The organism is Halomonas aestuarii, assembly GCF_001886615.1.
Classification (GTDB): Bacteria; Pseudomonadota; Gammaproteobacteria; order Pseudomonadales; family Halomonadaceae; genus Halomonas; species Halomonas aestuarii.
In genome coordinates this window covers 1,073,551-1,086,161 of sequence record NZ_CP018139.1, presented here as the reverse complement: position 1 = coordinate 1,086,161, position 12,611 = coordinate 1,073,551, and the positions used below count along the sequence as shown (strand labels likewise).

The window sequence follows — 12,611 nt, the reverse complement described above, 5'->3', positions numbered from 1 at the left end:
CTCGAGAGAGGCGGGGCCGCTCTCGTTGGGCTCAGGTGCGTTGAGAGGCGGCGGGGCTGGCCGATTGACAGTCTCACGGCCCCGACCCTAAATGGAGGGACCGCCGCCTCCCGGGCGGCGAGCTCAATCGACCCGACAACGACAAGACAAGAGGTGGAGAGCATGCCGAATCATACACGCACCATTCCCCCGTTACGGACGCTGTGCACCGCCGTGTGCCTGGCGCTCGGTCTCGGCGCGGCAACCAGCGCACAGGCCGAGGACCCGGTCCGCATCGGCGCCATCTACATCATGTCCGGTTCCCCCTCGGTCTACGGCCAGTTCGCCCAGCAGGGCATGCAGCTCGCCGTGGACGAGATCAACGAGTCGGGCGGCATCCTCGGCCGCGACGTCGAGTTCGTGCTGGAGGACAGCCAGATCAAGGCCGATGCCGCCATCCAGGCCGCCCGCAAGCTGGTCTACTCCGAGCAGGTGCATGCCCTGATGGGCCTGGACAGCTCCGGCGTGGCCACGGGCGTCGTCCCGGTGGTGCCGGAACTGCAGCGGCCCTTCATCATCACCCACGCCGCCACCCCGGACGTCACCGGCAAGCTCTGCAACCGCTACACCTACCGGCTGAGCGTCAACATCAGCCAGAACACCAAGGCGGCCGCCGAGATCGCCGAGCAGACCGGCGCCAAGCGCTGGACGACCATCGGGCCGGACTACGCCTTCGGCCACCAGTCCTGGGAATTCTTCGGCAACTACCTCCAGGAGCTCGATCCCGAGGTGGAGCTGATGGAGCGCACGGCCTTCCCGCGCTTCGGCAACGAGGACTTCACGCCCTTCATCAACAACGTCATGGACGCCGAGCCCGATGGCGTGCTGATCTCGCTGTGGGGCGGTGACCTGGTCAACTTCATCCGCCAGGCCAACAACCTCGGCTTCTTCGACCAGGACTTCGAGGTGCTGATGACCCTGGGCGGCGCCACCGAGGTGATGTCGGCGCTGGGCACCGACATGCCCGAGGGGATCTGGGTCGGCACGCGCTACTGGTTCGCGGCCCATGACAACGAGGTCAACAACGCCTTCGTCTCCGCCTACATGGATCGCTACGGCAAGCCGCCGAGCTACAACGCCCAGGGCGCCTACACCGGCATCCAGGCCTACAAGGCGGCCATCGAGAAGGCCGGCTCCACCGACCCCGAGGCGATCACGGATGCGCTCTCCGGCCTGACCTTCCAGGCGCCCAACGGCGAGCTCACCTTCCGCGCGGGTGACCACCAGGCCGTGGTCGGCCCGACCTGGGGACAGACCGCCGCGCTCAGCGAAGACTACGGCGTGCGCATGCTCGACCCGATGAAGACCTTCGACGGCGACCTGGTGACCCCGGACGTGTCGGAGACGGGCTGCTCGCTCTGACGCCTCCCGCCGGCCGCCCATCCCGGGCGGCCGGCCTGCCTGACTGACTGACCCACCGGGGAGTCCACGATGCAGAGCTTCATTGCCGCACTGCTGAACAGCCTCGACATCGCCTTGCTGCTCTTCGTCATCGCTGTCGGCCTCAACATCATCTTTGGCGTGCTCAACGTCATCAACTTTGCCCACGGGGCCCTCTACATGCTGGGCGCCTACTTCGCCTACACGGCGATGGGGCTGCTCGGGCTGTCGTTCTGGGTGGCGCTGGTGGTGGCCCCGCTGCTGGTGGCCGTGGTGGCGATCGCCATCGAGCGGCTGATGCTGCGAATGGTCTATGACCGCCACATCACCGACAGCCTGCTGCTCACCTTCGCCCTGCTGCTGATCATCGACGAGTCTGTGCGGATGATCTGGGGGCCGTCCATCCAGGTGGTGGACCCGCCGGCGCTGCTCACCGGCACCTTCTCCGTGTTCGGCGTCAACTATCCCGTCTACGGCCTCTTCGTGATCGCCGTCGGGATCGCCATGATGCTGGGCCTGTGGCTGCTGTTCACCCGCACCCGCCTGGGGCGCATCGTGCGCGCCGCGGCGCTGGACCGGGAGATGGCCCAGACCCTCGGGATCAACGTGCCCATGGTGATCACCGGCGTGTTCGCCTTCGGCGCCTGGATCGCCGCCGTGGGCGGCGTGGTGGCCGCACCCATGCGCGCCATCGGGCCGGCGATGGGCGAGAAGATCATCATCGAGTCGTTCATCGTGGTGGTGATCGGCGGGCTCGGCAGCTTCCCCGGCACCCTGCTCGGGGCGCTGGTGCTGGGCTTCATCCATGGCTTCGGCGGGCGCTTCCTGCCCGAGATCAACCTCGTGCTGCCCTACATCGGCATGGCGCTGGTGCTGCTGATCAAGCCCCAGGGCCTGATGGGCAAGGGGGCGAGCGCATGACCACACGACTGATGATCTTCGGGGTGCTCGGGCTGGTCCTGGCCGCGCTCTTCCTGCTGCCCTACGGCGTTTCCTACTTCTACATCTTCGTGGCCACCGAGATCCTGATCATGGGTCTCTTCGCGGCCAGCTTCAATCTGGTGTTCGGCTACACCGGCATGCTCTCCTTCGGGCATGCCGCCTTCTTCGGCATGGGCTCCTACACCACCGCGATGCTGCTGCTCCACCTGCAGGTGCCGCTGGTCTGGACGCTGCTGGCCGCGATGTTTACCTCGATGCTGCTCGCCGCCGTGATCGGCTTCTTCTGCGTGCGGCTCAACGAGGTCTACTTCGCCATGCTGACCCTGGCGTTCGGCATGATGGTGTTCGCCGTGGCTCACCAGTGGCGCAGCGTGACCAACGGCAGCGACGGCATCACCGGCTTTCCCCTCACCGAGTTCGGCCTGGGCCTCGACCTGCAGCTCGCCAACCCGCTGGTCTACTACTACGTGGTGCTGGTGGTGGTGGTGCTCGCCGCGGCGCTGCTCTACCTCGTCACGCGCTCGCCCTTCGGCCTGATCCTCAAGGCCATCAGCGAGAACCCCGAGCGTGTGTCGTTCTGCGGGCTCAACGAGCGGCGCTTCCGGCTGATCGCCTTCATCGTGGCGGGGCTCTTCGCGGGGCTCGCCGGCGGGCTCTTCGCGCCCTTCAACCGGGTGGCGAGCCCCGACATGATCCACTGGAGCCACTCCGCCGAGGCCGTGCTGATGACCATCCTCGGTGGGTCGGCCTACTTCCTGGGGCCCTTCTTCGGCGCCATGGTGTTCGTGCTGCTGGAGACCTGGATCACCAGCTACACCGACCACTGGATGCTGTTCCTCGGCATCATCCTGGCGCTGATGGTGATGTTCTTCCGCCGCGGTATCCTCGGTACCGTGCTCGACCGGGTGCTGAGACGATGACCGAACCCATTCTCTCGATCCGCGACCTGACCAAGACCTTTGGCGGCGTGCACGCCGTCGACGGGGTCTCCCTCGACGTGCAGCCGCAGGAGACCGTGGCCCTGATCGGGCCCAACGGCGCGGGCAAGACGACCTTCTACAACATGATCTCGGGGCGCATGACGCCGACCTCGGGGAGCATCCACTTCGAGGGCGACGAGATCACCGGGCTGCCCCCGCACCGCATCAGCCGGCTGGGCATCTCCCGCTCCTTCCAGATCACCAACATCTTCCAGGAGCTCTCGGTGCGCCAGAACGTCGAGGTCGCGCTGACCGCCTTCCACGGCAAGGCGCTGTCGATGCTGCGACTGGCCTCTCGCGACCGCGAGATCATCGACGAGGCCTACAGCCTGCTCGAACGGCTGGGGCTCGAGGCCCTGGCGGAGCAGCGCGCCGGCGTGCTCAGCTACGGCGACAAGCGGCTCCTCGAGATCGCCATCGTGCTGGCGACCCGCCCGCACCTGGTGCTGCTCGACGAGCCCACGGCGGGCATGACCCCGGAGGAGACCCGGCATGTCACCCACCTGATCCGCAAGCTGGCCGACTCCGGCGACTACACCTTCCTCGTCACCGAGCACGACATGAGCGTGGTGTTCGGCCTGGCCGACCGCATCCTGGTGATGCACCGCGGCCAGCGGCTGGCGGAGGGCACGCCCGAGGAGATCCGTAACGACCCCGAGGTGAAGCGCGCCTATCTCGGCGAGGAAGAAGAGGAGGCGGCATCCTGATGCTGACAGTCGAGGATATCCACACCTACTACGGCGAGAGCCATGCCCTGCAGGGCGTGAGCCTGGAGGTCGAGGCCGGCGATGTCGTCTGCCTGCTGGGGCGCAACGGCGCCGGCAAGAGCACGACGCTCAAGAGCATCATGGGGGTCACGCCGCCGCGGCAGGGGCGGGTGGTGTTCGAGGGGCAGGACATCCAGGGGATGCCGGCCCACCGCATCGCCCGGCTCGGCATCGCCCTGGTGCCGGAGGACCGGCGCATCTTCCCCGGGCTCAGCGTCTACGAGAACCTGGAGGTGGCGATGCAGCCCGGCCATCAGGGCGAGCGGCGCTGGACGCCTGAGCGGGTGCTCGACACCTACCCGATGCTCGCGGAGCTGCGCCACCAGGACGGCGCCACCCTCTCGGGGGGCCAGCAGCAGATGCTGGCGATCGCCCGGGCGCTGGTCACCGAGCCGCGCCTGCTGCTGCTCGACGAGCCCAACGAGGGGCTGGCGCCGGTCATCGTCCACCAGATCGGCGAGTTGATCGACGACCTGGCGAGCACCACCACCATCCTCTTCACCGACCAGAGCGTGCCCTTCGCGCTGCGCCACGCCCGCAAGGCCTACATCCTGCAGAAGGGGCAGGTCGCCTATGCCGGCACCACCGCCGAGCTGCGCGAGAACCCCGAGCTCCAGGAGCGCTACCTCTCCGTCGCCTGAGCAGGGGCCAGCGCTTGCGCCGAAGAGATCATGGTCATCCCTTCATCCAGGGAGTGGCTTCCGGATTTCTCCTGAAAAACTGGCACAACATGTTTTTTGGTGCGTGTTACAGGTAGGCCCCATGCTAGTTTGGACATGAATGAATTCAGGGATGGGGAGGGGGCTGCATGTTCGAGGTGAAGCTGGATGATGAAGAGGGTCGAGTCCGGGCCCTGGAGCGGCTTGAGATCCTGGATACCGAAGAGGATATGGCCTTCGAGAACGTGGCCACCCTCGTCCGTCAGGTCCTCAAGGTGCCGATGAGCGGGGTCTCACTGATCGACCGGCGTCGACACTGGTTCAAGGCGAGACGCGGTATTGGCGTGCAGGAGTTCGAGCGCGAACTTTCCTTCTGCTCCAGGACCATCGACCAGTCCGGCGCGCTTCTCATTCCCGATGCTCGGTCAGATTCCCTCTATGCCGATCATCCCTTCGTGGTGGGGGATCCCAATATCGTGTGCTACGCCGGCGTCCCGTTGACCACGCCGGATGGATACAACATCGGCAGCCTGTGCGTGATGGGAACCGCGCCACGTGAGTTCTCGTCCGAAGAAGTGGATATCCTTTCCAATTTCGCAAAGATCCTGATCGACAGCATCGAGCTGCGCCAGACGGCATCGTCGGACGTCCTGACCGGGGCCATGAACCGGCGGGCGTGGATGATCCAGGCGAAATCGGAACTGCGACGTGCTGCAAGGTACAAGCACCCGATTTCCCTGGCCATCATGGACATCGACAAGTTCAAGTCGGTCAACGATACCTGGGGACATCCTGCCGGGGATATCGTCATCGCGGGCCTCGCCAATCTGACCATGGATATGGTTCGCGAGTCCGACCTGTTTGGTCGACTGGGTGGTGAGGAGTTCGCCCTGTTGATGCCGGAAACGTCGCCGGATCAAGCCGAAGCATTGGCTGAACGGATCCGCTCGAGCTTCGAAGCCCTGACGATCGACATCAACAAAGGCACTTCGATCTCCTGCACCGTCAGCATCGGTGTCACTCCCGTCGGCGGGGAAGACGATACGCTCGAGCAGATGCTGGAACGCGCCGACCAGGCGCTGTACCGCGCCAAGAAGGGCGGGCGGAATCGGGTGGTGTTCTCAAACGAGTGAAATCGATGGCGTACCGGTGATTCAACGTCTGTGCCATCGTTCGACCTTTGCCGGCATGTTGACGTTGACGTTAACTGCTATCTTGGTGGCATTCCCAACTACCATGATGCCTGGAGCCTCCATGACCGCACCGATCAGCCGCTTTCCCATCCCCGAATCGATCCACGACCTGCCCGACGATATCCGCGACGCCATGCTGGCGGTGCAGGAGAAGGCCGGTTTCGTGCCCAACGTCTTCCTGATGCTGGCCCACCGCCCGGCCGAGTTCCGGGCCTTCTTCGCCTACCACGATGCCCTGATGGAGCGGGAGTCCGACACGCTCACCAAGGCCGAGAAGGAGATGATCGTGGTGGCCACCAGCGCCCGCAACCGCTGCCTCTACTGCGTGGTGGCCCACGGTGCCCTGGTGCGCATCTACGCCAAGGACCCGCTGCTCGCCGACCAGGTGGCCATCAACCATCGCACCGCGCCCATCAGCGAGCGCCACCGCGTGATGCTGGACTTCGCCCTCTACTGCGGCCTGGAGGTGGGGGAGCTCACCGACGAGTGGGAGGCACGGCTGAAGACGGCCGGCTTTACCCAGGACGACATCTGGGACATCGGCGCCATCACCGCCTTCTTCGGCCTCTCCAACCGCCTGGTCACCCTGACCGGCACGCCCCCCAACGAGGAGTTCTACCTGATGGGGCGGGTGCCGCGGGAGAAGTGAGGCACGCTACTTGTTAAGAAACTGCTGGTAACGCAGCTCAAGGGCTTCTCTGTTGGGCCTTTGCTTAGAATTTCGGGGAAGCGAAATTTGCTGGCCATTGAGCTGTTTCATGCTTTCAAGCAGTGGGCCGTCCTTTGTGGCCAGCAACTCTTCGTTGAGATGGACCTTAAAGTCTGGATCGATACCGACCAAGCCAGCGTCATAGGCTCGGTGGTGTAGGCGACTCAGCGAGATCCCGTTGCTGACCTCGGCAGTGCTGGCGCGGTGGTTGTCGGGGATGATGTGGGCTGCCTCAAGCAACTGAAGTACGGGTAGCCCCGTCATGGCACACCGATTGGAGTATGCCTGCATGACTCTGGCACGAAATTCGGCCTGGTGTACCCGAGTCTTTACCTCACGGATGATGTAGCGTTTTTCAATGTCATCGACCTGATAGCTTGCTGTTGGCTCAGCCACATTTCGCATGACGCCGAGTTGATCACGCATGCTGACATGACATATCTCGTTACCTATGTCGACGCTATCGATATAGCAAGGCCATAAAGGAAAATATCGGCCGGGTGCGACTCCCATGAAATAAATGATGGGATCTTTTCGTTCGTAGCTGATTATCAACTGACGATTCGCCGGTTTCGTGAGCCCTCCTGACTCAAGCGAATACCAGAAACCCCCGTCATCGCTCGCTCCATCGGAATAGATGTTGATGCGGCCATGTTTTGGCACGACAGTCTTTATGCTCAAGATACCGTCTGGCATCTGCTTGGGCTTGAAGATGCCGATGGCTTTACTGGCTAGGAAGAAGGCACTGTCGTCGAAACGAACAGGTTCGGCAATTTCTTCCCAGGGGACGTCACCGGAGTACTCTCGACAGATTGTCTCCAGACGCTTGAAGGCCGCCTGTCGAATACGGTGATCGATATTCAGCAAAGCTGCCTCCTTGGAGAATGACTCACGTATTCAGTCATCCTAATCAAGATGACTGAGTTTTACACTCCTCCAGCAGCTGCAGCACCGGCGTTAACTGACTCTCATGCAGCAGCACGCTGTCGCCCCTTTCGCCTGCGAGAGGGGCGACCACGGCGAACTCGCCTTCCTCCAGGTGGAATTCGTGAATCTCGCGAGGGCCTATCGGCGTCTGGCAGAGAACCGAGCGGTAGGGGTCGTCCTCGCTGTAGGTTAGGCGGTGGTAGACCCTGAAGAAGGTGTAGAGGGTCAGGCCCTGCTGCAAGGCGGGCCAGCGGGCGGGGAGGGTGCGTCCGGCCTGAGCGGTTGCCAGGCTGCGCCAGGAAGGCCACTCTCTGGGGGTCCATCATGATCGATCAGAGGAGGCCCCCATGTCCGATACGCCCGAGGATCCCCGTCGCCGCCATTCCGCCGAGGTGGTAGACGGGGTCGGCAAGTCCGCCAGCCGCGCGATGCTCCGGGCGGTGGGCTTCACCGACGACGACTTCAGGAAGCCCCAGGTGGGCATCGCCTCCACCTGGAGCAACCTGACCCCCTGCAACAGCCATATCGACGAGCTGGCCCGCCGGGCCAGCGACGGCGCCGATGCGGCCGGCGGCAAGGGGGTGATCTTCAACACCATCACCATCTCCGACGGCATCGCCAACGGCACCGAGGGCATGAAGTACTCGCTGGTGTCGCGGGAGGTGATCGCCGACTCCATCGAGACGGTGGCCGGCTGCGAGGGCTTCGACGGCCTGGTGGCCATCGGCGGCTGCGACAAGAACATGCCGGGCTGCCTGATGGGCCTGGCGCGGCTGGATCGCCCCAGCGTCTTCGTCTACGGCGGCACCATCCTGCCCGGCGAGGGCCACACCGACATCGTCTCGGTGTTCGAGGCCATGGGGGCCTACAGCCGTGGCGACCTGGACCTGATCGAGGTGAAGCAGATCGAGGAGACTGCCATTCCCGGTCCCGGCTCCTGCGGGGGCATGTACACCGCCAACACCATGGCCTCGGCCATCGAGGCGCTGGGCATGAGCCTGCCGGGGAGCTCGGCGCAGAATGCCATCTCCCGCGAGAAGAGCGACGACTGCCATGCCGCCGGCGAGGCGGTGCTCGCGCTGCTCGAGCATGACATCAAGCCCTCGGACATCATGACGCGCCAGGCCTTCGAGAATGCCATCACCGTGGTGATCGCCCTGGGCGGCTCCACCAACGCGGTGCTGCACCTCGTCGCCATGGCCAGCACCATCGGCGTCGAGCTCTCCCTCGAGGATTTCACCACCATCGGCAAGCGCGTCCCGGTGGTCGCCGACCTGCGCCCCAGCGGCCACTACATGATGAGCGAGCTGGTGGCGATCGGCGGCATCCAGCCGCTGATGAAGACCCTGCTCGATGCCGGCCTGCTCCACGGCGACTGCCTGACGGTGACCGGTCGCACCCTCGCCGAGAACCTGGCCGACGTCGCCCCGTATCCGGATGACCAGCGGATCATCGCCCCGCTGGACCAGCCCGTGAAGGCCGAGAGCCACCTGCGCATCCTCTTCGGCAACCTGGCGCCGGAAGGGGCGGTGGCCAAGATCACCGGCAAGGAGGGCACGCGCTTCGCAGGCTCCGCCCGGGTGTTCGGCTCCGAGGAGGAGGCCCAGGCGCGCATCAACGATGGCACCGTAGTGGCCGGCGACGTGGTGGTGATCCGCTACGAGGGGCCCAAGGGCGGCCCCGGCATGCGCGAGATGCTCACGCCCACCTCGGCGATCATGGGCCGGGGGCTCGGCAGCGAGGTGGCGCTGATCACCGACGGTCGCTTCTCCGGCGGCAGCCACGGCTTCGTGGTGGGCCACGTGACGCCCGAGGCCTTCGACGGTGGCCCCCTGGCGCTGCTGGAGGACGGCGACCTGATCACCATCGATGCCGAGGCCGACACCATCGACGTCGACCTGCCCGACGAGGAGCTGATCCGCCGTCGCGCCGCCTGGCACCAGCCAGAGCCGCGCTACGCGCGAGGGGTGCTGTCGAAGTACGCCAGGACGGTCAGCTCGGCCTCCACCGGGGCGGTGACCGACCTGCCGGAGTGACCCTCCCCGACCTCCGCTGCCTCCCCGCCCGCGGCCTGCGTCGTTTGGCCGCGGGGTCCCACCATGCACCGCGCGGCCCCGGCTCCGCCGCGCGGTGCTCTCCCGTCTGCGTCACCGCCGGCCACCGGGTCCGGCGGCTTGGACTATCCTGCGTCAAGACAGGCTCGCGTCGCGTAGCGAAGGTGCCTGCCGAGGTCGTCGATGGCCTGATGCGGCCTCGAACGTGCGGTTGATGACACGCAAGTGTTGACCGGGAGACACGCCATGACCAAGGACGACCAGCCACCCCCCGACGTGGAACGTGACCTCGCCTCGCGATTCCCCACCGCCTACACCATTCTTTTCGGCCTGATCATTCTTGTCGCTTCCCTGACCTGGATCATCCCGGCCGGACAATACGACCGGGTCATGAACGAGGAGGTCGGGCGCGAGCTAGCCGTGCCCGGCACCTACCAGACGGTGGAGTCCAACCCGCAGGGATTCGTCGAGGTCATGCTGGCGCCCACCGCCGGCTTCTACGACCCGGACAGCTATGCCGCCAACGCCATCGATGTGGCGCTGTTCGTGCTGTTCCTCGGGGGGTTTCTGGGGGTCATGAACGCCACCGGGGCCATCGACACCGGCATTCGCAGTGCCATGCGCCACCTGAAGGGCCATGAGATCTGGATGATTCCCATCCTGATGACGCTGTTTGCCCTGGGGGGAACGACCTATGGCATGGCGGAGGAAACCCTCGCCTTCTACGCCATCCTGATCCCGGTGATACTGGCGGCCGGGTACGATGTCGTCACCGGCGTGGCCATCATCCTGATTGGCGCCGGCATCGGGGTGCTCGGGTCCACCATCAACCCCTTTGCCACGGGCATTGCGGCCAACGCGGCAAACATCCCGTTCACCGATGGCATCGTGCTGCGCTTCATCCTGCTGATTGGCGGCCTGCTGATCTGCATCGCCTATGTGATGCGCTATGCCGCGCGCATCAAGACCGATCCGTCTAGCTCCGTGGTGGCTCACCAGTGGGATGCACACCGGAAACTGTTCCTGAAATCGCACAGCGCCACGCTCGATACCACCCAGATGATTGTTCTTTCGATCTTTGCCCTGACCTTTGCGGTCATGATCTGGGGCGTCTCCACCCAGGGCTGGTGGATGGCGCGCATGGGGGCCCTGTTCTTCGGCGCGGCCATCCTGATCGGCCTCATCGCCCGGCTGGGTGAGAAGAAGCTGACCAGCAGCTTCGTCGACGGTGCCCAAGACCTGCTGGGCGTGGCCCTGGTCGTCGGCCTGGCAAGGGGCATCGTGGTGATCATGGAGCAGGGCATGATCGCCGACACCATCCTGCACAGCGCCGAGGCCCTGCTGGGGGATCTGCCGAAGCTGGCCTTCATCAACCTGATGTTCTGGATAGAAGTGGGCATGAGCTTCTTCGTGCCCTCGTCCTCCGGCCTGGCCGTGCTCTCCATGCCGATCCTCGCGCCGCTGGCAGACTTCGCGAATGTCGGACGGGACCTGGTGGTGACCGCCTACCAGTCCGCCAATGGCCTGGTGAACCTGATCAACCCCACCTTCGCGGTGGTGGTCGGGGGCCTTGCCATCGGTCGCATCTCCTACGACCGCTGGCTCGCCTTCATCTGGCCGCTGCTGCTGATGCTGACGGTTTTCATCAGCGTGGTCATCAGTATCGGCACGCTGCTGTGATGCCCCTGTTGTGATGACTGATGACAAGGAGTCACACCATGTCTGACGCGACCCTTGGCGTGTATTCCGAGACCGGCACCCTGCGCCAGGTGATCGTCTGTCGCCCGGGCCTGGCCCATCGGCGGCTGACGCCCTCCAACTGTGATGCGCTGCTCTTCGACGACGTCTTCTGGGTCAAGCAGGCCCAGAAGGATCATGACGTCTTCGCCGGCGTGATGCGGGGCAGGGGCGTGGAGGTCCTCGACGTCAACGAGCTGCTGGCCGAGACCCTCGATATCGGAGAAGCCCGCACCTGGGTGCTGGACCACCGCATCACCTGGAACCACATCGGGGTGGGCATGGTGTCGGACCTGCGTGCCTGGATGGATGAACTGCCGAGCAGGACCCTGGCCGAGTTCCTGATCGGCGGCCTGGAGGTGGGAGACCTGCCCTTCGATCCGGTGGGGCTCTTCGGCAACCATCTCGGCCACTTTGGCTTCGTGCTGCCGCCCCTTCCCAACTTCCTGTTCACCCGCGACAACAGTGCCTGGATCCACGGTGGTGTCACCCTCAACCCGATGTTCTGGAGCGCACGCAGGCCGGAGACCCTGCTGATGGCCGCCATCTATGCCTTCCATCCGGCCTTCGCGGGCCGGGTGAAGGTCCACTGGGGAGACCCCCTGGCGGACCACGGCCTCGCCACCCTCGAGGGCGGGGATGTCATGCCGGTGGGGCACGGCACGGTGCTGGTGGGCATGGGCGAGCGTTCCTCGCCCCAGGCCATCGGCCAGCTGGCGAAGGCGCTGTTCGAGGAGGGCAGCGTGCACCGGGTGATCGCCTGCCAGCTCCCCAGGACCCGCTCGGCCATGCACCTGGACACGGTCTTCACCTTCTGTGGCGGCAACGTGGTGACCGCCTTCAAGGAGGTCGCGGATGCGGTGGTCTGCTACGACCTGCGTCCCGGTGAGGGGGGCAAGACTCTGGCCTTCCGTCAGGACCCGCGCCACCTCTTCGACCTGGTCGCGGAAACCCTCGGTTACCCGACGCTCGAGGTGGTGCCCACCGGTGGCGATACCCCGGAGGAGCGCGAGCGCGAGCAGTGGAACGACGGCAACAACGTGCTGGCGCTGAGCCCCGGTGTCGTCGTGGGCTATGACCGCAACGATGACACCAATGCGGCACTGGAGGCGGCGGGCATCGAGGTGCTGGCCATTCCCGGTGCCGAGCTGGGCCGGGGGCGCGGCGGCGGCCGCTGCATGAGCTGCCCTACCCGCCGTGATCCGATCTGACAGGGAAGGAACC

At 65.2% G+C, this 12,611-nt stretch carries 11 protein-coding genes; 10 read left to right on the top strand and 1 reads right to left on the bottom strand.

The features are described 5' to 3' along the window. Positions 1–162: 162 nt before the first annotated feature. From BOX17_RS04900 to BOX17_RS04870, 7 genes are all read left to right on the top strand, one after another. The gene (locus tag BOX17_RS04900) at positions 163–1,401 is read left to right on the top strand and encodes an ABC transporter substrate-binding protein (RefSeq protein WP_071942330.1); all 1,239 of its coding nucleotides are present in this window, start codon (positions 163–165) and stop codon (positions 1,399–1,401) included. A 69-nt stretch (positions 1,402–1,470) separates the two neighbouring features. Then, positions 1,471–2,340, top strand: a complete 870-nt coding sequence (locus BOX17_RS04895) for a branched-chain amino acid ABC transporter permease (RefSeq protein ID WP_071942329.1) — start codon at positions 1,471–1,473, stop codon at positions 2,338–2,340. Next, the gene (locus BOX17_RS04890) at positions 2,337–3,281 is read left to right on the top strand and encodes a branched-chain amino acid ABC transporter permease (protein ID WP_071942328.1); all 945 of its coding nucleotides are present in this window, start codon (positions 2,337–2,339) and stop codon (positions 3,279–3,281) included. The genes BOX17_RS04895 and BOX17_RS04890 overlap by 4 nt, the downstream gene beginning before the upstream one ends. Beyond that, positions 3,278–4,048: an ABC transporter ATP-binding protein gene (locus BOX17_RS04885; protein ID WP_071942327.1), complete on the top strand. Its 771-nt coding sequence runs from the start codon at positions 3,278–3,280 to the stop codon at positions 4,046–4,048. The genes BOX17_RS04890 and BOX17_RS04885 overlap by 4 nt, the downstream gene beginning before the upstream one ends. Continuing rightward, positions 4,048–4,749, top strand: a complete 702-nt coding sequence (locus BOX17_RS04880) for an ABC transporter ATP-binding protein (RefSeq protein ID WP_208858095.1) — start codon at positions 4,048–4,050, stop codon at positions 4,747–4,749. Before BOX17_RS04885 ends, BOX17_RS04880 begins: the two co-directional genes overlap by 1 nt. A 167-nt stretch (positions 4,750–4,916) precedes the next feature. Then, positions 4,917–5,900, top strand: coding sequence for a sensor domain-containing diguanylate cyclase (locus BOX17_RS04875; protein WP_071942325.1), 984 nt, complete (start codon positions 4,917–4,919; stop codon positions 5,898–5,900). Positions 5,901–6,021: 121 nt separating this feature from the next. Continuing rightward, positions 6,022–6,609, top strand: a complete 588-nt coding sequence (locus BOX17_RS04870; protein ID WP_071942324.1) for a peroxidase-related enzyme — start codon at positions 6,022–6,024, stop codon at positions 6,607–6,609. Between the two features lie 6 nt (positions 6,610–6,615). Here BOX17_RS04870 and BOX17_RS04865 read toward each other — a convergent pair whose 3' ends face one another. Then, entirely contained in the window at positions 6,616–7,536 is a 921-nt protein-coding gene (locus BOX17_RS04865; RefSeq protein ID WP_071942323.1) for an HNH endonuclease, read from the bottom strand. A 407-nt stretch (positions 7,537–7,943) separates the two neighbouring features. Between BOX17_RS04865 and ilvD the strand changes: the two genes are divergently transcribed. The 3 genes from ilvD to BOX17_RS04845 all read left to right on the top strand — a co-directional run bounded on the left by ilvD (position 7,944) and on the right by BOX17_RS04845 (position 12,598). Further along, complete coding sequence (ilvD, locus tag BOX17_RS04855; protein ID WP_071942322.1) at positions 7,944–9,632, top strand: dihydroxy-acid dehydratase; 1,689 nt, start codon at positions 7,944–7,946, stop codon at positions 9,630–9,632. Positions 9,633–9,896: 264 nt separating this feature from the next. After that, complete coding sequence (locus BOX17_RS04850; RefSeq protein ID WP_071942321.1) at positions 9,897–11,330, top strand: YfcC family protein; 1,434 nt, start codon at positions 9,897–9,899, stop codon at positions 11,328–11,330. Positions 11,331–11,368: 38 nt separating this feature from the next. Next, complete coding sequence (locus BOX17_RS04845) at positions 11,369–12,598, top strand: arginine deiminase (protein WP_071942320.1); 1,230 nt, start codon at positions 11,369–11,371, stop codon at positions 12,596–12,598. The last annotated feature ends 13 nt before the right edge of the window (positions 12,599–12,611 follow it).